The 18,378-nt window shown below is 52.4% G+C and carries 17 protein-coding genes; 7 read left to right on the top strand and 10 right to left on the bottom strand.

Features of this window, described 5'->3' with window-relative positions; translation table 11 throughout:
* Positions 1-48: 48 nt before the first annotated feature.
* From atpE to ravA, 9 genes are all read right to left on the bottom strand, one after another.
* Positions 49-288, bottom strand: a complete 240-nt coding sequence (gene atpE / locus BS640_RS19415; RefSeq protein ID WP_004093904.1) for a F0F1 ATP synthase subunit C — start codon at positions 286-288, stop codon at positions 49-51.
* A gap of 50 nt (positions 289-338) precedes the next feature.
* Positions 339-1,121 carry a F0F1 ATP synthase subunit A gene (gene atpB, locus BS640_RS19410; protein WP_017490437.1) on the bottom strand — a complete coding sequence of 261 codons (783 nt, stop codon included), beginning with the start codon at positions 1,119-1,121 and terminating at the stop codon, positions 339-341.
* Between the two features lie 42 nt (positions 1,122-1,163).
* Positions 1,164-1,556 carry a F0F1 ATP synthase subunit I gene (gene atpI / locus BS640_RS19405; RefSeq protein WP_017490438.1) on the bottom strand — a complete coding sequence of 131 codons (393 nt, stop codon included), beginning with the start codon at positions 1,554-1,556 and terminating at the stop codon, positions 1,164-1,166.
* Between the two features lie 641 nt (positions 1,557-2,197).
* Entirely contained in the window at positions 2,198-2,818 is a 621-nt protein-coding gene (rsmG, locus tag BS640_RS19400) for a 16S rRNA (guanine(527)-N(7))-methyltransferase RsmG (RefSeq protein WP_017490440.1), read from the bottom strand.
* Positions 2,819-2,886: 68 nt separating this feature from the next.
* Complete coding sequence (gene mnmG, locus BS640_RS19395; protein WP_017490441.1) at positions 2,887-4,776, bottom strand: tRNA uridine-5-carboxymethylaminomethyl(34) synthesis enzyme MnmG; 1,890 nt, start codon at positions 4,774-4,776, stop codon at positions 2,887-2,889.
* A gap of 375 nt (positions 4,777-5,151) precedes the next feature.
* A complete protein-coding gene (mioC, locus tag BS640_RS19385) occupies positions 5,152-5,595 on the bottom strand; it encodes an FMN-binding protein MioC (protein WP_017490442.1) in 444 nt (147 codons plus the stop codon).
* A gap of 89 nt (positions 5,596-5,684) precedes the next feature.
* Entirely contained in the window at positions 5,685-6,146 is a 462-nt protein-coding gene (asnC, locus tag BS640_RS19380; protein WP_084913168.1) for a transcriptional regulator AsnC, read from the bottom strand.
* Positions 6,147-6,161: 15 nt separating this feature from the next.
* Positions 6,162-7,619, bottom strand: coding sequence for an ATPase RavA stimulator ViaA (gene viaA, locus BS640_RS19375; RefSeq protein ID WP_084913167.1), 1,458 nt, complete (start codon positions 7,617-7,619; stop codon positions 6,162-6,164).
* 2 nt (positions 7,620-7,621) lie between these two features.
* Complete coding sequence (gene ravA, locus BS640_RS19370; protein WP_084913166.1) at positions 7,622-9,130, bottom strand: ATPase RavA; 1,509 nt, start codon at positions 9,128-9,130, stop codon at positions 7,622-7,624.
* A gap of 320 nt (positions 9,131-9,450) precedes the next feature.
* On the opposite strand from ravA, the gene kup reads away from it, so the two are divergent.
* The 7 genes from kup (at position 9,451) to rbsR (ending at position 17,371) form a co-directional block, all read left to right on the top strand.
* Complete coding sequence (kup, locus tag BS640_RS19365; protein WP_017490446.1) at positions 9,451-11,319, top strand: low affinity potassium transporter Kup; 1,869 nt, start codon at positions 9,451-9,453, stop codon at positions 11,317-11,319.
* A 231-nt stretch (positions 11,320-11,550) separates the two neighbouring features.
* A complete protein-coding gene (gene rbsD, locus BS640_RS19360) occupies positions 11,551-11,970 on the top strand; it encodes a D-ribose pyranase (RefSeq protein ID WP_017490448.1) in 420 nt (139 codons plus the stop codon).
* A 7-nt stretch (positions 11,971-11,977) separates the two neighbouring features.
* On the top strand, positions 11,978-13,483 hold the full coding sequence (gene rbsA, locus BS640_RS19355) for a ribose ABC transporter ATP-binding protein RbsA (RefSeq protein ID WP_017490449.1): 1,506 nt from the start codon (positions 11,978-11,980) through the stop codon (positions 13,481-13,483).
* Between the two features lie 6 nt (positions 13,484-13,489).
* A complete protein-coding gene (gene rbsC, locus BS640_RS19350) occupies positions 13,490-14,464 on the top strand; it encodes a ribose ABC transporter permease (protein WP_017490450.1) in 975 nt (324 codons plus the stop codon).
* Between the two features lie 29 nt (positions 14,465-14,493).
* Positions 14,494-15,384 (top strand): ribose ABC transporter substrate-binding protein RbsB, encoded by an 891-nt coding sequence (rbsB, locus tag BS640_RS19345; protein WP_084913176.1) that lies wholly within the window; start codon positions 14,494-14,496, stop codon positions 15,382-15,384.
* 52 nt (positions 15,385-15,436) lie between these two features.
* The gene (gene rbsK, locus BS640_RS19340) at positions 15,437-16,366 is read left to right on the top strand and encodes a ribokinase (RefSeq protein ID WP_017490452.1); all 930 of its coding nucleotides are present in this window, start codon (positions 15,437-15,439) and stop codon (positions 16,364-16,366) included.
* Positions 16,367-17,371, top strand: a complete 1,005-nt coding sequence (rbsR, locus tag BS640_RS19335) for a ribose operon transcriptional repressor RbsR (RefSeq protein ID WP_017490453.1) — start codon at positions 16,367-16,369, stop codon at positions 17,369-17,371. It abuts the gene before it with no gap.
* Positions 17,372-17,403: 32 nt separating this feature from the next.
* Here the strand turns inward: rbsR and BS640_RS19330 are convergent, their stop codons facing one another.
* Positions 17,404-18,093: a FadR/GntR family transcriptional regulator gene (locus BS640_RS19330; RefSeq protein WP_017490454.1), complete on the bottom strand. Its 690-nt coding sequence runs from the start codon at positions 18,091-18,093 to the stop codon at positions 17,404-17,406.
* Between the last annotated feature and the right edge of the window lie 285 nt (positions 18,094-18,378).

Genomic DNA, 18,378 nt, shown 5'->3' with positions numbered 1-18,378 from the left:
AAAGTGAATTAGTTGATGTCAGTCGTTTAACTCAGAGCGAACTCTGTGTTAGGCGACAGCAAACATCACGTACAGACCCAGACCAACAGCGATCATCGGGATGGCGTCGACCAGACCCATAACGATAAAGAACTGTGTACGCAGCAGAGGAATCAGGTCAGGCTGACGAGCAGCGCCTTCCAAGAATTTACCACCCAGGATGCCGATACCGATCGCAGCACCGATTGCCGCCAGGCCCATCATCACAGCGGCAGCCATGTACAGCAGATCCATACTCAGGTTTTCCATGACAGTCTCCAGTTTGTTTCAGTTAAAACGCAGTATTGTTGAAAGAAAAATCAGTGTTTTTCAGATGCCATCGACAGATAGACAATCGTCAGAACCATGAAGATAAAGGCTTGCAGTGTAATGATCAGGATGTGGAAAATGGCCCAAGGCACACTTAGAATCCACTGTGACCACCACGGCAGCAGGCCAGCAATAAGGATGAAGATCAACTCACCCGCATACATATTGCCAAACAGTCGCAGACCCAGTGAAACTGGTTTGGACAGCAGGCTGACGCCCTCAAGAATCAGGTTAATCGGAATGAAAACCGGATGATTGAAGGGTTGCATTGTTAGTTCCTTAACGAAACCGCCAACGCCTTTCATCTTAATGCTATAGAAAAGAATCAAAATGAATACGCCAAGAGCCATCGACAACGTAATGTTTACGTCGGCGGTAGGCACAACTCGCAGAGCTGGCAAACCGAGAACATGCTCGCCAATGTATGGCAGCAAGTCGATAGGCAGCAAATCCATCAGGTTCATCAAGAACACCCAGACGAACACAGTCAGTGCGAGAGGCGCGATCACTTTGCTTTTGCCGTGATACATGTCACGCACGCTGCCGTCGACGAAACCAACAACCAGCTCTACAGCCGTTTGCAGTTTACCGGGAACACCACTGGTGGCGTTTTTGGCGACGCGATGGAAAATAACCAAAAAGAGTACCCCGAGGACCACGGAGAAAAACATCGAATCGATGTTAATCGACCAGAATCCCGTCCCAACCTGAAGCTGTGTCAGATGGTGACCGATATACTCTTGTGGAGTAGAGATTTCTCCTGATGCAGACATGATGCCTCTTACCCTTTAGTAGTTAAGTACGGTTATCTACGGTTACGACCGATTAATTACGGCCGGAGCTACTATCTGCGTGATTAGCACAGATAAATAGGCCAAACCCAACGGAGCAAAAGCAGCCTTGAACAGGCCCAGCGCGATAACCAGCAAAGTTATGGTAACCACAACTTTCAGCGCTTCTCCAATGGCAAAAGACCAGGCAACTCGTCCAGAGACCGTTGTTTGCGCCTGTTGGCGCCACGCATACAGCATAAACAGTGCATTAGGTAACCAGGCGGCCATTCCCCCCATAAGAGCAGAAGTCGACCACGACAGGCTTTTAAAACCCAACGCTGCACTGAGAAGGACAAACGTCAATAGCTGCAGTATTAACAGCTTTCTCGCTACTTTCCCGCCGTTCTTATCGTATAAGGAGTAAGACACAGACATGACGTTTATTCTCTCGTACCTAACTGGAGGTATGCTGAATGCCGTATAACACTGCCTTTACCCAAAGGAGTCAAGCAGCAAAAAACGTGCAAATTATACGGGCCACTCAAACGAATTCAATGGATAAGTAGCGAAAAGGTGAACAATTATTTAAATTGACCTTTTTAGAGCTATTTTCATAAGGAAACTATAGCGCTAATTAACTACAAATCGGCTGTCGAGTTATTCCATTAACCGACAAAGAAGCGTGCGCGGGATCACAAAAAACCGTTTTCCACGCCATTTTCTCTGCCGCGTTGGGATTGCTATTATCTAATAGATATTTTAAAAAATCATTAAAAACAGTAGCTTAATTGATTCAGCTTTTCATAAAAAATCAAATCTAAATTAAAAGTTTGCTTTTTATACATACCCACAACAAATAACAACAATTTGATCACAATTCGAATATTGACCACTTAAGACAAATTCAATTTCAAAAGTGATTATTTCGCCTTGGATTAAAGCTAAAACGTCAATCAGCTGATGCTAGTCTGTAAAACACAGGTAAAAAGCGAATAAATGTACAAACTACTTAGCTTGCTTATTTTTACCTTTATTAAACATCTGACTTTTGAAGATTTTATTGACGTAAAACAAACTTAGTTTGCCTTCAAAATCACCAGATGCCTTTCGCCATCCAATTCCGGCACACGCAGTTTTATAATCTCTTGCAGCTGGATACCCTGCGGTAGCGTGGCTAATTCGTCATCAGGACGCAGCCCCTTCAGCGCATAAAAACGGCCCTCCCCTTTCACCGGCAAATGATGGCACCAGGACAACATGTCCTGCAGCGACGCAAACGCACGGCTGATGACACCGTCAAAAGCAGGCTCAGGAATGAACTCCTCCACCCTGCTCTGCACCGGCTCGACGTTTTTCAGGCCAAGCTCGTGCTGTACCTGACGCAGGAAGCGCACGCGCTTTCCCAGGCTATCGAGCAATGTGAAATGAGAGTCTGGACGGATAATCGCCAACGGAATGCCTGGCAGTCCTGGACCGGTTCCCACGTCGATGAAGCGTGAGCCTTCCAGATGCGGGTTCACCACGATGCTATCGAGGATATGACGCACCAGCATTTGCATCGGGTCACGTACCGAGGTGAGATTGTAGGCTTTGTTCCACTTATGCAGTAACTCGACATAGCCAATCAGCTGATGTTTTTGTTGATCGGGTAGCGCTATTCCTGCCGCGGCAAGCAGCGAGTCCAATTTCTTTTGCATGGGTTATCCTTGACGAAATCAAAACCCGCAGGCCCTGTCGCAATGACAGGACCTGCGGCGTGGCCAAATCAGGCGCTGCGACGCAGCAGCCCCTGTTTCTTCAGCCAAACAAGAAGTATCGAGATTGCAGCCGGGGTAATACCCGAAATGCGAGTAGCCTGCCCGATCGAGGTTGGGCGATGATCGTTCAGCTTGGCAATAACTTCGTTCGACAGGCCGTTAACCTGACGATAATCCAGTGTTTCAGGCAGCAGCGTGTTTTCGTTACGCTGTTGCTTTTCGATCTCTTCCTGCTGACGCGCGATGTAGCCTTCGTACTTGACCTGAATCTCGACCTGTTCGGCTGCCTGAGGGTCGCTTACCGCTGGAGCAAAGGCTTCAAGACGGGTCAGCAGGTCGTACGTCATCTCTGGGCGACGCAGCAGCTCTTCCGCGCTGGCTTCTTTGGACAATGGCGCAGACAGGTTGGCGTTGATCTCTGCAACCTGTGCGTGATTTGGGTTGACCCAGATCCCGCGCAGGCGTTGGCGCTCAAGCTCAATCATTTCGAGTTTTTCGCTGAAGCGTGCCCAACGTGCGTCATCAACCAGACCCAGTTCGCGGCCTTTTTCGGTCAGGCGCAGGTCGGCGTTGTCTTCGCGCAGCATCAGACGGTATTCGGCACGTGAGGTAAACATGCGGTACGGTTCTTTGGTACCCAGCGTGCACAGGTCGTCGACCAGCACGCCCAGATAGGCCTGGTCACGACGTGGTGCCCAACCTTCCTGTTCGGTCGCGTGGCGTGCCGCATTGAGACCCGCAAGCAGGCCCTGCGCCGCAGCTTCTTCGTAACCGGTCGTGCCATTGATTTGTCCAGCAAAGAACAGACCAGGGATAAATTTGCTTTCCAGCGTCGGTTTCAAATCACGCGGGTCGAAGAAATCGTACTCGATGGCGTAGCCAGGACGAACGATAACCGCGTTTTCCATCCCCTGCATTGAACGAACGATCTGCATCTGAACGTCAAACGGCAGGCTGGTGGAGATGCCGTTAGGATAAATTTCGTTGCTGGTCAGGCCTTCAGGTTCAAGGAAGATCTGGTGTGCGTTCCGATCTGCAAAGCGCATGACTTTGTCTTCGATAGATGGGCAATAGCGTGGGCCGATCCCTTCGATGATCCCGGCATACATCGGGCTGCGATCCAGATTATTGCGGATCACGTCATGCGTTTTTTCGTTAGTGTGCGTGATATAGCAAGGTATTTGGCGTGGATGTTGCGCCGCATTACCCATGAACGAGAACACCGGTGCCACGTCGTCGCCGTGCTGCTGACCAAGTACGCTGAAATCGATGGTACGCGCGTCGATACGCGGCGGAGTCCCGGTTTTCAGGCGATTAACGCGCAAAGGCAGTTCACGCAGACGTTGTGAAAGTGAGATTGCCGGCGGATCGCCAGCACGGCCACCGCTGTAGTTTTCGAGACCGATGTGGATTTTCCCGTCAAGGAAGGTACCCACGGTCAACACCACGGCTTTGGCACGGAATTTAAGGCCCATCTGGGTCACAGCGCCGACCACACGATCGTTTTCGACGATCAGGTCTTCAACAGGCTGCTGGAAGATCATCAGATTAGGCTGGTTTTCAAGCGCGGTACGCACGGCTTGGCGGTAAAGTACGCGGTCTGCCTGAGCACGAGTGGCTCGAACAGCGGGTCCTTTGCTCGCGTTTAGTATCCTAAACTGGATGCCTGCGTGATCGATTGCCGTTGCCATCAAACCACCGAGTGCGTCCACTTCTTTAACCAGATGTCCTTTCCCGATCCCGCCAATGGCAGGGTTACACGACATCTGTCCCAGCGTGTCGATATTATGGGTCAATAACAGAGTTTGACGTCCCATTCTGGCTGAAGCCATGGCCGCTTCAGTGCCTGCATGGCCGCCACCGATGATGATGACGTCAAATTGATCCGGATAAAACATGGTACTGCACCTCGAAGTTCAACGAACGATCGTATTGCGTTGGGAAAACGGATTCTACGCGAGTTTAGAGGTTCCACAAGCCCCAGGGGATCGTCACTAATTAAAAGAAGATCTTTTTATTTAAAGATCTCTTACTACTAACTCTTATTAGGATCGCGATCCTCTGTGTATAAGTCATTATTGTCTATTTAGATCAATATGCTATAGAGGATCTAATGCTGTGAATGATCGGTGATCCTAGCCAGTATAAGCTGGGATCTAAATGGCAAGTTATGCACAGCACCGAAAGCGGTCTAGGGTTGTTAGAGGGATAACTACCGGTTTTACACCGGTTTAAAGCCTAGTTATCCACATCTGATCGCGTAAAATTTACACTTATCTGAGCAAATTAATCCAATTTAGTGCCCAAACCTCAGCCGGATCTTCAGGAATTTCGTGCTGAGTGACGTCGATCTCAAGGCGATCGCCAATTCTTTGAGCACCTAATGCCGTCAATTTTTGATCCAGAGTACGGATAGCACCACAGAAAGTGTCATATTCACTGCTGCCTAAACCGAGCGCGCCAAAGCGGACATTAGAAAGATCGGGCTGCTGTTCTTCTATTTGCTCAAGAAGAGGCTGAAGATTGTCAGGAAGCTCTCCGGCACCGTGCGTTGAACAGACCACCAGCCAAATACCTTCGGTTGGAAGTTCATACAGCTCAGGTCCGTGGAACAGTTCAGTAGAAAACCCCGCTTCTTTAAGCTTCTCTTCTACATGTTCAGCGACATATTCAGCGCTGCCAAGCGTACTGCCACTGATCAGGGTGATGTCAGACATAAGGCTCTTACCCGAAAAAAGAATGGCTATTGTACGCTGTGAATCAGCTGGGATCTACCTGTGGATAATAAGGTATTAAAATTTATTACTCAGGGCTGGATCGTACGCATGATCGGGTTCTGTAAGGAGATTAAGGTTTCGGTTGACTGAATCTCTTCAATCGTCTGGATCTTGTTGATAAGTACCTGTTGCAGCGCATCTATCGATCGGCACATGACCTTGATAAAAATGCTGTAATGGCCGGTGGTGTAGTAGGCTTCCACCACTTCTTCGAGGCTTTCCAGGCGTTTGAGGGCCGAGGGATAGTCTTTGGCGCTCTTAAGAATAATACCGATAAAACAACATACGTCGTAGCCCAGACGCTTGGGATCGACGTTAACGCGGGTCCCCGTGATGATCCCCGCCTGCTTCATCTTCTCGACGCGAACGTGAATGGTGCCGGGGCTGACGTTGAACGATTTTGCCAGTTCGGCATAGGCTATGCGGGCGTTTTCCATCAACGCGTTGAGTATCCCACGGTCTAGGGCGTCTATCAGATAGGTTTCGGACATCGATTAGTTTCTCAATTAAGGACGCTTCCATCGTCGTTGTACACGGCTTTTCATTCCAGTATCAAAGCGCCAAATATGGTCAAAGATACGCATAATTGCCGGTTTACCATAGTGTGACATCGCCAGCGCATGAAAACGATGACGATGGTCGGTTTGCTGTTTCCTGACCCGCTGCTGAATGTCATCCGGTAAACGCTGGGCAATAAAGTCAGAGATTATCACCGCATCGGCATCGTGCCACTCCGGCGTGGCCAGTTTGTCTAGCGTTGCGCTCAGGCAGGCTGAAAGATCGGTGCCGCCGCGGAAATGCTGCCCCAGGAAACGCATCGCCTGATCGAGTCCGCTGGAGGAGGTCAGCTCATAGTGGATAACTTCGCTGGCGAATAACATGATGTAGCAGCGGCGGTTATCGGCCAGCGCTATGCGCAGCAATGCCAGACAGAAGGCTTTTGCGCACTGCTCGTTGAATCCACCCATCGACCCTGAGGTATCGACGCAGACCACAAACGGCCCACGCGGCTGGGGTTCGACCTGTTGATAAACCACCGGCTTCATGACCACCTTCTCTCGCCACACGTCGCCCTGCAGCCGATAGGTCATCAGCCGTTTCTCCAGCAGGCGGCGGTAGAACTCTATCTCAAGCTCGGGAATGCCGAGGGTGGCCAATTCAGGCGGCAATAGGCGAAGAATGTCGTCGCTCTGATGAATGCCGTTGACCTCTTCCGGCACCGTCGCCGGTTCGCGCACCATTAAACGATGTGGCTCGAGGATCGTTTCCTCATGGGGATTGGCTTTCGCGGTCTGACTGCGGCCCAGCTGTTCGGCCAGCTGTTGCAGTTCCGGCTGCTGCTGCAAAAAGGTGCCATAGCGTACCAGCGACTGATAATCGCCGCGCTGGCGCCTTCCTTTACTCATGTCCCAAAGACGCCCCGCCGCCGCGTCGTTTTCTGCTAATAAAGGGGAGAGTTCGCCGCTGAGCTCCAGCCGCTGCTCGAGTTCGTTTTGTAGCTGTTCCTGTTCCTGCTCCAGAAGGTGATGATGCAGCGTGACGGTCTGGAAGGTGATATTCAGCCGCCAGCGCTGCATAAACAGCCCTTGAAAGCTGACGCTATCGGAGGAAGACACGTTGCCTGCGAGCGAACGCGCCTCGGTGGCAAAGGGAGAATTGAGCTGCTCGAGCTGACTTACGGTCTCTTCCAGCTCGGTGTGAAAGGTGGACTGGCTGCTCTGCTGACAGTGCTGATAAAGGTAGAACTCTTTCGCCAGATCGTTAGGCACTTCCGTTTCGTGGATCCTTTGCTGGAGTCGAAAGCGCCACTCGGGAAGATCTTTGGTCAGCGCTCGTTTGAGGCGCGGGAATTTCTCGAAGAAAATCTGCAGCTCAGGCGTTGCCAGCAGCGCGATGATCAGTTCATCTATTATCTCGGCTTCCTGGATAGCCAGCATCACGTCCAGCGTTTCGAGAGTAAACATATTTACCCTCTGCTAAACAACTGCTGCTGCTGCATCAGTTGCTCGTTGACGCGAATCAGGCTGGCCTCGATTTTTGCCGTCCATTCTAGCGGCACAAACAGGCACGGATGATGCTGGTTAAACTGCTGGCGCTGTTGAGTCAGCATCTCGCCTATCGCCGACAGCGTATTCTTCATCTCTTGGGGTACGCTGATGTGCTCGTTGCCCGGCAGCGTCAGGAAGCTTGCCTGGCGGCTCCTGTCGAAAATCACCAGCTGCAGCTTCTCATCAACCTCTACGTCTACTGCCTGAGCAAAACCGATGCCGTTGAGCTTGGCTTTTAATTGGCCTCCTTTATTAAGCCATTCAGCAATCATGTCTCGCTCCACCAGCACGTGGGTCACCTGAATATCATGCAGATGCAGCGGCTGTTGCAGGAACAGCGTCAGGCTGGTGGCGGAAAGCGCTTCAGGAAGTTGATACTGAGGCCTGCGGCTGAACATACCTGATTTTTTACTGACTTTTAGCGCCTGACGCGTGCTCTGCTGCTGTTGATACTGGTTCCACTGCTGATTGAGTTGCTGAATTTTCAAACTTAAGGTTTGCTGCTGATAGGCCTGTTCGGTAATGCTTTGTTCTATCTGCGTTTGTAACAAATGATAAGTACTCATGTCATGCCACAGGCAATCTTTGAGCAAGATAAGGTCTACCGGCGACACCGACTGCCTGCCGCTGAAAAACGCGCACGCCTGTAGCAATCTCAGGGCTTTCTTCCAACGACGGTCCGAAACGTAGGGGGCAGAATCGAGTGCACCGAGCCGTTGACGCAGTTGGAAAATCAGTTCAAAGCCGTGTTCAGTCAAATTGACTTTTTCAATCTCATGCTGCCATTGTTGGTACTCTTCGTTGCTGATGCTGAGACCTTCGGCAACGGGATGCGTGTTTTCAGAATGGCGGCTGGTCAGCAAGGAACGGAAGTTCTGTTTGTCCTGAACGCGGTCGAGCCACAGGCGGATGAGCATGCGGTCATACAAGGCCTCAAGACCGCCATCCGCTTCAGGCAGTTCGTTGGAGGCGCTTATCAGCAAACGCATCGGGATAGCTTCTTCTATATCGCCGTTGCGAAAACGCCTTTCATTGATGGCGGTCAGCAGCGTGTTGAGGATAGCCGGTCCGGCTTTCCAGATTTCGTCGAGAAACACAATTTCTGCTTCGGGTAGATAGCCCTGCGTGAGGCGCAGGTAGCGGCCTTCATCCTTTAATGCTTGGATGGAAAGCGGGCCGAACACCTCTTCAGGGGTGGAAAAGCGGGTCATCAGGTATTCGAATGCGCGAGCGTCACGAAACGCATATTTCAGGCGGCGAGCTATCAGGCTTTTTGCTATCCCGGGCGGACCCAGTAAAAATACGCTTTCACCACACAGCGCAGCCAGCAGGCAAAGTCGTATAGCTTCCTGCCGCTCGTAAAGGCCGTTTTCTAACGCATTAGCCAGTCGGGTGATTCGTTCTGCCAAGAGAGGTGATTGCGCCATAATGTGTTTTGAACTGCCCCAAATAGTGACTTAAGTGATGGAATAGTGGACTGCAAGCCGATAATAAACCATGATTTTTTTTGGCGATATAGCTTGTTGATTCTTAAAATCTTTCTATTTGCTGAAATGTGATCGTCTCGGATGAATTGTTCACTTGTCTTTGTATTAAAGGGTAGGCAATCTTATTTATTCGTGCATACTGTGCGCCTTTTGGTGGGTTTAAAGGAACTGCCAACCCACGTAGCTTACGAATTTTGGGCAACGGATTTTTAGCCAAATACTCAAGTCAGCCAAATGACAAAGCATAAAAGAAACCAATTATGAGCACAGAACATAAACGGTCACTCCCCGCAGTAACCTTGGCCGCTATCGGTGTGGTTTACGGTGACATAGGTACCAGCCCTCTTTATACACTGCGAGAGTGTTTTTCGGGTCACTACGGATTTAGTGTCGAACCCAGCGTGGTTTATGGTTTCCTCTCCCTGATTTTCTGGCTGCTGGTCATTGTCGTATCGGCCAAGTATCTCTCTTTCGTTTTACGTGCAGACAACGCCGGTGAAGGCGGTATCCTTACCCTGATGTCTTTGGCCGGTAGAAATACCTCGGCAAGAGCCACGGCGATACTGGTTATTCTAGGCCTGATAGGCGGCAGTTTCTTCTACGGCGAGGTGGTGATTACCCCTGCGATGTCGGTGCTTTCCGCGATGGAAGGTCTCGAAATTGCCGCGCCCAATCTTGATGCCTATATCGTTCCCCTGTCTATCGCCGTTCTGACCCTGCTGTTCTGTATTCAAAAACACGGTACCGGGCTGGTGGGCAAGCTTTTTGCGCCCGTTATGCTGCTGTGGTTCATGGTGCTGGCCGTACTCGGCCTTAACAGCATCATTCATAACCCTGAAGTCCTGCGCGCCATCAATCCTGTGTGGGCGTTCAACTTCTTCCTGGACCATAAGTCTTTCGCCTTCCTGGCACTGGGAGCGGTGGTACTGTCGATTACCGGGGTTGAAGCGCTGTATGCCGATATGGGCCACTTCGGAAAAATGCCGATTCGCCTGGCGTGGTTTAGCGTCGTTCTGCCTTCGCTGGTATTGAATTACTTCGGTCAGGGCGCGCTATTGCTCAAGAATCCCGAAGCGATTAAAAACCCGTTCTTCCTTTTGGCGCCAGACTGGGCGCTGCTGCCGATGCTTATCCTGGCGACCTTGGCTACCATCATCGCTTCGCAGGCCGTTATCTCAGGCGTGTTCTCACTGACGCGTCAGGCGGTTCGCCTGGGTTATCTGCCGCCGATGCGCATCATCCACACCTCCGAAATGGAAGCCGGTCAGATTTACGTGCCGGTCATCAACTGGATGCTCTATTTCGCTGTGGTGGTGGTTATCCTCGGCTTCGAACATTCGAGTAATCTGGCCGCGGCCTACGGTATCGCGGTAACTGGAACCATGGTACTGACCACTATCTTGTCGTGCACCGTGGCGTACAAAAACTGGCATTGGAAAGGCTTCATCGTGGCCGTGCTGGCCGTGGTGCTTCTGTTTATCGACGTGCCGCTGTTCGCCGCCAACGCTACCAAGATCCTCTCCGGTGGTTGGCTGCCGCTGGTGCTGGCGCTGATGATGTTTGTGGTGATGACCACCTGGAAGAGCGAGCGTTTCCGCCTTATGCGCCGCATGCATGAGCACGGTAACTCTCTCGAGGCGATGATAGCCTCACTCGAGAAATCGCCGCCGGTACGTGTGCCGGGGACTGCGGTTTATATGTCTCGCGCTATAAACGTCATTCCTTTTGCGCTGTTGCACAACCTCAAGCATAACAAAGTGTTGCACGAGCGCGTGGTGTTGCTGACGCTGCGCACTGAAGATGCGCCCTATGTGCATAACGTTCGCCGCGTGACCATCGAGCAGATGTCGCCGACCTTCTGGCGCGTGGTGGCAAGCTACGGCTTCAAAGAGACCCCGAACGTTGAAGAAGTGTTCCACCGCTGTGGCCTCGAAGGCCTGTCGTGCCGCATGATGGAAACCTCGTTTTTCATGTCGCATGAGTCGCTGATTCTGACCAAGCGTCCCTGGTATCTCTACTTCCGCGGCAAACTGTTTATCGCCCTGAGCCGTAACGCCCTGCGTGCACCGGACCAGTTCGAAATCCCCCCTAACCGCGTGATTGAGCTCGGAACTCAGGTCGAGATATAGGGTTTCATCATCAAATAAAGAGAAAACGCCGCAGTCCACAAACCTGCGGCGTTTTTGTTTTCCTCCGCGTTACGCTCGCCCATCTGTTTTATTCCACTTAAGTTAAACCGCTGTTTACCTGCCATCGAAACGTTTCGACGGCGATCACAAATTCACCTTCTGCTCATTGCCAGCGCGTACGAATTTTCTAGAATCAACCGCGAGCGAAACGTTTCGCTGTCGGAGCTGATAATGAAAAAAGCCAAGTTGTTGAACGCCGAAGTTTCACAGGTTATTGCCAGTCTGGGTCATACCGACAGCCTGACGATTGCCGATGCCGGTTTACCTATTCCCGCTACCTCCCGGCGCATCGACCTTGCGTTGACTCAGGGTGTACCGAGTTTTTTGCAGGTGTTCTCGGTGGTTACCGACGAAATGCAGGTAGAGCGTGCCGTGCTTGCCGAAGAGATTAAGCGGCAGAACCCTGCGCTGCATGAAACGCTGATCGGTCAGTTGAAACAGCTTGAGCAACAGCAGGGAAACACCATTACGCTGGAATATGTCAGCCATCAGGCTTTCAAACAACAGACTCAAACCACTCGTGCAGTGATCCGCAGCGGGGAATGTTCGCCATACGCCAACATCATCCTGTTCGCTGGCGTCACCTTCTGAGGTCTCTATGCAACCTTTGCTGCAACTCTCAGGGATTGATAAAGCCTTTCCCGGCGTAAAAGCGCTGTCTGGCGCTGCGCTCAGCGTGTATCCGGGAAAAGTCATGGCGCTGGTCGGTGAAAACGGTGCAGGCAAGTCCACGATGATGAAAGTGCTGACCGGCATCTATCAAAAAGACGCCGGTCAGCTGCAATTTTTGGGTAAGGAAGCCAGCTTCAGCGGCCCGAAAGATTCGCAGGAAGCCGGGATCGGCATTATCCATCAGGAGCTAAACCTGATCCCGCAGTTGACCATCGCCGAGAATATTTTCCTGGGGCGTGAGTTCGTCAACGGGATAGGCCGCATTCAGTGGAAAAAAACCATCGCCGAAGCCGACAAACTGTTGGCGCGCCTTAATTTGCGTTACAGCAGTCAGCGCCTGGTGGGTGACCTTTCCATTGGTGACCAGCAGATGGTCGAAATCGCCAAGGTGCTGAGCTTCGAATCGCGCGTCATCATCATGGACGAACCGACCGATGCGCTGACCGATACCGAAACGGCCTCCTTATTTAGCGTGATCCGCGAACTGAAGGCCGCCGGCTGCGGCGTGGTATATATCTCGCATCGCCTGAAAGAGATCTTCGAGATTTGCGACGACGTAACGGTATTTCGCGACGGGCAGTTTATCGCTGAGCGCCCCGTTAGCGAGCTACAGGAAGACACGCTGATCGAGATGATGGTTGGTCGTCGCCTCGATGAGCAATATCCCCGCATTAATCACGACAGCGGTGCGCTGCGTCTCTCGGTGAACCAGGTTTCTGGACCGGGGGTGAAGCATGCCAGCTTCAATCTGTATGCCGGTGAGATCCTGGGCGTTTCCGGGCTGATGGGCGCTGGACGCACCGAACTGATGAAGATCCTCTACGGTGCGTGCAAGAAAACCGCCGGTACTATCACTCTCGATGGCAAAGAGATCAATCCGCGCACGCCGCAGGACGGTCTGGCCAACGGCATCGTTTATATCTCAGAGGACCGTAAGCGCGACGGCCTGGTGCTCGGCATGTCGGTGAAGGAAAACATGTCGTTGACCGCGCTGCGCTATTTCAGCCGTTTGGGCGGCGGCCTCAAACACGGCGAAGAGCAGCAGACGGTGGGCGACTTTATCCGCCTGTTCAATATCAAGACACCGTCGATGATGCAGCCGATCGGCCTGCTCTCCGGCGGTAATCAACAGAAAGTCGCCATTGCCCGTGGGCTGATGACGCGTCCGAAAGTATTGATCCTCGATGAGCCGACGCGCGGCGTCGACGTCGGGGCCAAGAAAGAGATTTACCAGTTAATTAATCAGTTCAAGCGCGAAGGTCTGAGCATCATTCTGGTCTCTTCCGAGATGCCGGAAGTTATTGGAATGAGTGACCGCATTCTGGTGATGCACGAAGGACAGCTAAGCGCTGAATTCCCCATTGAACAGGCGACGCAAGAAGCACTGATGGCTGCCGCCGTTGGCAAGCAATACGGCGTAAAGCAGGAGTAAACAACGATGAGTTCTCAAATTTTACCGGCCAATAAAAAACGCTGGATCAGTAAAGAGTGGTTATTAGAGCAGAAGTCGCTCATTGCGCTGCTGGTGCTGATTGCGGTGGTGTCTTCGATGAGCCCGAACTTCTTCACCCTGAATAACCTGTTCAATATCCTGCAGCAAACCTCGGTGAACGCCATTATGGCGGTCGGGATGACGCTGGTTATCCTGACGGCGGGTATCGACCTGTCGGTCGGTTCTCTGCTGGCGTTGACCGGTGCGGTTGCCGCTTCCGTGGTTGGGCACGAGTCCAGCGCGTTGCTGGCCGTCGTGGCCTCACTGGCGCTTGGCGCAGCGGTGGGCGGTATTACCGGGGCGATTGTGGCGAAAGGTAAAGTACAGGCGTTTATTGCCACACTGGTCATGATGCTGCTGCTGCGCGGCGTGACGATGGTCTATACCGACGGCAGCCCGATCAGTACCGGATTTAACGACGTCGCTGACGCCTTCGGCTGGTTCGGGATTGGCCGCCCGCTCGGCGTACCGACGCCAGTCTGGATCATGGCTATCGTGTTTATTGCCGCCTGGTACATGCTGCATCACACCCGTCTGGGCCGTTATATCTATGCGCTGGGCGGCAACGAAGCGGCAACGCGCCTTTCGGGCATCAGCGTTGATAAGGTCAAAATCATCGTTTACTCGCTGTGCGGACTGTTGGCGGCGCTGGCGGGAATTATTGAGGTTGCACGTCTGTCATCGGCCCAGCCAACTGCCGGTACCGGCTATGAGTTAGACGCTATTGCCGCCGTCGTGCTGGGCGGAACCAGCCTTTCAGGCGGCAAGGGACGCATCATCGGCACGCTTATTGGTGCGCTGATCCTCGGTTTCCTGAATAACGGTCTGAATCTGCTGGGCGTTTCTTCCTATTACCAGATGATTGTGAAGGCGGTCGTGATACTGCTCGCCGTTCTGGTCGATAACAAAAGCAATAAATAACCTCCCCTACAGGAATAAATACAATGACAATGTCTATGAAGAAAGTTGCATTATGGGTTTCTGCCGCCGCGCTTACCGCGTCATTCAGTGCCAACGTGCTGGCGAAAGACACTATCGCACTGGTGGTTTCCACGCTGAATAATCCGTTCTTCGTTTCGATGAAACAAGGTGCTCAGCAGGAAGCCGACAAGCTGGGTTACAACCTGGTGGTGCTGGATTCACAGAATAACCCGGCCAAAGAGCTGGCCAACGTTCAGGACCTGATGGTGCGTGGCACCAAGGTATTGTTAATTAACCCGACCGACTCCGACGCGGTGGGCAACGCCGTCGCAATGGCCAATCAGGCGAAAATCCCGGTTATTACGCTGGACCGTCAGGCGAGCAAGGGACAGGTGGTCAGCCACGTTGCCTCGGACAACAAGGTCGGTGGTAAAATGGCCGGTGACTATATCGCCAAAAAATTGAGTGATAACGCCAAAGTTATCGAACTGGAAGGAATAGCGGGTACCTCGGTGGCCCGTGAGCGCGGCGCCGGCTTCAAAGAGGCCGTTGATGCCCATCACTTCAACGTACTGGCGAGCCAGCCGGCTGACTTCGACCGCACCAAAGGTCTTAACGTGATGCAGAACCTGCTGACCGCACACCCAGACGTTCAGGCCGTGTTTGCCCAAAATGACGAAATGGCGCTGGGCGCGCTGCGTGCGTTGCAGACCGCAGGCAAAACCGGCGTGCTGGTGGTGGGCTTTGACGGCACTGAAGACGGTATCAAAGCGGTGAAAGGCGGCAAGCTGGGTGCTACAGTCGCTCAACGTCCTGATCAAATTGGTATTATCGGCGTAGAGACGGCGGACAAGGTGCTGAAAGGTCAGACCGTTCCAGCCATTAACCCGGTTGCTCTCAATCTGGTCGCACAACCTTAATGGACACGGCGCCACCGCGACGGGTGGCGCAACAGACTCAGGAATAAATGCAATGGATAAAGGTAAACTGGTGGTACTGGGCAGCATCAACGCTGACCACGTCCTGAATATCAGGCAATTCCCGCAGCCGGGCGAAACCGTGATGGGGTCGCACTATAACGTGGCCTTCGGCGGCAAGGGGGCAAATCAGGCCGTTGCAGCGGGAAGAAGCGGAGCCGATGTTTCATTTATTGCCTGTGTGGGAAGTGACGATATTGGCGAACGCGTGCGTAAACAGTTAGCCAGCGACCAGATCGATACGCGTCCGATTGAGGCTATCGCCGATACCACCACGGGCGTGGCGCTTATCTTCGTCAATGAAGAGGCGGAAAATGTGATTGGCATCGATGCGGGAGCCAACAAGGCGTTGACGCCTGAATATCTCGAACGTTATAAGCAGCAGATAATTGAGGCTTCGGCTCTCTTAATGCAGCTCGAATCACCGCTTGAATCGGTGATCGCTGCCGCCCGCATTGCTAAAGACCATCAAACTCAGGTTATCCTCAATCCCGCGCCGGCCTGTGAGTTGCCCGATGAGCTGCTTTCGCTGGTGGATATGATTACGCCTAACGAAACCGAGGCGGAAAAGCTGACCGGTGTGAAGGTCAGTAGCAGCGAGGACGCCGCACGCGCCGCACAGGTTCTGCACGACAAGGGTATTGCGACCGTTATCATTACGCTCGGCAGCAAAGGCGTCTGGCTGAGCCAACAGGGTCAAGGCAAGAATGTGCCTGGATTCAAGGTGAAAGCGGTCGACACCATCGCCGCCGGTGATACCTTTAATGGTGCATTAGTGACGGCATTACTCGAGGGCACACCGATGGACCAGTCCGTGCGCTTTGCTCATGCCGCCGCGGCTATTGCCGTTACACGTGCTGGCGCGCAGTCTTCCGTTCCATGGCGTCATGAAATTGATGATTTCCTCGCGCATCAGGAGTCCTAGTTGCCGACCATGAAAGATGTCGCCCGCCTCGCGGGCGTCTCCACCTCGACCGTCTCACACGTGATTAACAATAATCGCTTCGTGAGCGACTCTATCCGTGAAAAAGTCAACGCGGCAATAGGCGAGCTTAACTACGCCCCTTCCGCGTTGGCCCGCAGCCTCAAGATAAATCAAACCCGCACAATTGGCATGTTGATTACCTCGAGCAGCAACCCGTTTTATTCCGAGGTCGTACAAGGCGTGGAACGCAGCTGCTACGAACGTGGTTACAGCCTTATTCTCTGCAATACCGACGGCGACGAAGAGCGGATGAATCGCAGCATCGAAACGCTGCTGCAAAAGCGGGTCGATGGGCTAATCATGATGTTTACCGAACATCATTGTCCGTCGCAGGATACGCTGAGCCGTTATCCCTCTATTCCCGCGGTGATGATGGACTGGGCCCCTTTCGCCGGTCTAAACGACATTATTCAGGATAACGCATTCATCGGCGGCAAGATGGCGACGGAGCATCTGATTGAGCAAGGCTATCGGCGTATCGCCTGTATTATCGGTCCGACGGATAAAACGACCTCGACTCAGCGCCAGGACGGTTATCGGCAGGCAATGAAAGAGGCGGGGTTGGTCATTCCCGAAGGTTATGAGGTGACTGGGGATTTCGAATTTTCTGGCGGATTAACGGCAATGCAGCAACTGCTGGCGCTACCGCAGCGGCCAGACGCGGTCTTTGCCGGAAACGATGCAATGGCGGTTGGCGTTTATCAGGCGATTTACCAGCAGGGTCTGCGTATCCCGCAGGACATCGCCGTCATGGGATACGATGATATTCAACTGGCGCAGTATCTCACCCCGCCACTGACGACCATTCATCAGCCGAAGGACGAGCTGGGAGAGCTGGCCATCGATACCTTGTTGCATCGACTAAAAGACCCTGAGGCCGAAGCCCAGGTTCTGGTGCTAACGCCTGAGCTGGTGGTTCGAGGTTCTGTGGGGAGAAAACCTTAATTCTCTCCTTCTTTATATAGAAGAAGAGAATCTCAAATCGGGTCGCGCAGTAAAATGGTACAGGCCTCAAGCGCCGCATCCGCGTCGCTTGCCAGAATCGCATCAACGATTCGCTGGTGGTGCTCGAGCTTGATCACCTCATTATTGGTAATTGCGCGGAAGTAGCTCTGGTAAACCGAGCTGAACAAATTAGCGAAAGAGGTCAGGAACGGGTTTTTGCCGGCCTCGTAGATAAGCTGATGAAACTGGGCATCGACGTTTATCCAACGTTCGCGATCGAAGTTCTCATGCAGCTCGCGCATCTCCGACATATATAGAGAGAGCTGTTGCTTCTGCTCTGTGCTTGCCTGAACGGCGGCGAGCGAACAGGCCTGGGGTTCTAGTGCCTTACGCAGCAGAACAAAGTGTGACATCACCTCGTCAAAGTTATCTCGCGTCATCCACCAGGTCAGCAGTTCGCTGTCGAGAAAGTTCCAGTTGCTCTGCGGCATGACCCGCGTACCAATTCTAGGGCGTGGGAGAAGCATGCCTTTTGCGGTTAACGTTTTTACCGCTTCCCTTACCGCGGTGCGGCTCACACCGAACAATTCACCCAATTCAATCTCTCCGGGCAGGATACTTCCCTCGGCATACTCGCCGGATAACACTCTTTGAGCGATATTCTCCGCCAGAACATAAGAAAGGTTTCGCTGAGCAGCCTGTTGTTGCGCGTTGAGTGACATGAATTACGTCCTGTGCGATTTAAAGTCTTCATTATTCAAACTAGTTTACTCCAGTAATTACAGAGTAAAGGGGGAGTTTACGGGTAAAAACGTCGTTTTATTGTGCGTTTATGGCGCATTTGTCGAAAAAAGAGACGGTCAGAAAGTTTTTTAAAATAAAGGGTTGCGGCTCCTCAGAAACTCCCTATAATGCCGCTCCATCGACAGGGGACAACGCAGCAGCAACGCGGTGTGAACGAGTCGGAAAGAATTAAAAATGATGATGACCGCGAAAATAAACGGTTG

It is taken from the genome of Rouxiella badensis, from assembly GCF_002093665.1.
In the GTDB taxonomy this organism is placed as follows: Bacteria; Pseudomonadota; Gammaproteobacteria; order Enterobacterales; family Enterobacteriaceae; genus Rouxiella; species Rouxiella badensis.
The sequence above is the reverse complement of the archived record's forward strand: the minus strand, read 5'-3'. Positions and strand labels throughout refer to the sequence as shown.

Excerpts from the sequence above, each read along its gene's own strand:
- rsmG (WP_017490440.1), bottom strand. The coding sequence starts at position 2,818 with ATGCAAAAGAAATTGGACTCGCTGCTTGCCGCGGCAGGAATAGCGCTA.
- rbsC (WP_017490450.1), top strand. The coding sequence starts at position 13,490 with ATGAGTTCTCAAATTTTACCGGCCAATAAAAAACGCTGGATCAGTAAA.
- atpI (WP_017490438.1), bottom strand. The coding sequence starts at position 1,556 with ATGTCTGTGTCTTACTCCTTATACGATAAGAACGGCGGGAAAGTAGCG.
- ravA (WP_084913166.1), bottom strand. The coding sequence starts at position 9,130 with ATGGCGCAATCACCTCTCTTGGCAGAACGAATCACCCGACTGGCTAAT.
- asnC (WP_084913168.1), bottom strand. The coding sequence starts at position 6,146 with ATGTCCGAAACCTATCTGATAGACGCCCTAGACCGTGGGATACTCAAC.
- kup (WP_017490446.1), top strand. The coding sequence starts at position 9,451 with ATGAGCACAGAACATAAACGGTCACTCCCCGCAGTAACCTTGGCCGCT.
- mioC (WP_017490442.1), bottom strand. The coding sequence starts at position 5,595 with ATGTCTGACATCACCCTGATCAGTGGCAGTACGCTTGGCAGCGCTGAA.
- atpB (WP_017490437.1), bottom strand. The coding sequence starts at position 1,121 with ATGTCTGCATCAGGAGAAATCTCTACTCCACAAGAGTATATCGGTCAC.
- viaA (WP_084913167.1), bottom strand. The coding sequence starts at position 7,619 with ATGTTTACTCTCGAAACGCTGGACGTGATGCTGGCTATCCAGGAAGCC.
- rbsK (WP_017490452.1), top strand. The coding sequence starts at position 15,437 with ATGGATAAAGGTAAACTGGTGGTACTGGGCAGCATCAACGCTGACCAC.
- rbsB (WP_084913176.1), top strand. The coding sequence starts at position 14,494 with ATGTCTATGAAGAAAGTTGCATTATGGGTTTCTGCCGCCGCGCTTACC.
- BS640_RS19330 (WP_017490454.1), bottom strand. The coding sequence starts at position 18,093 with ATGTCACTCAACGCGCAACAACAGGCTGCTCAGCGAAACCTTTCTTAT.
- rbsD (WP_017490448.1), top strand. The coding sequence starts at position 11,551 with ATGAAAAAAGCCAAGTTGTTGAACGCCGAAGTTTCACAGGTTATTGCC.
- atpE (WP_004093904.1), bottom strand. The coding sequence starts at position 288 with ATGGAAAACCTGAGTATGGATCTGCTGTACATGGCTGCCGCTGTGATG.
- rbsA (WP_017490449.1), top strand. The coding sequence starts at position 11,978 with ATGCAACCTTTGCTGCAACTCTCAGGGATTGATAAAGCCTTTCCCGGC.
- mnmG (WP_017490441.1), bottom strand. The coding sequence starts at position 4,776 with ATGTTTTATCCGGATCAATTTGACGTCATCATCATCGGTGGCGGCCAT.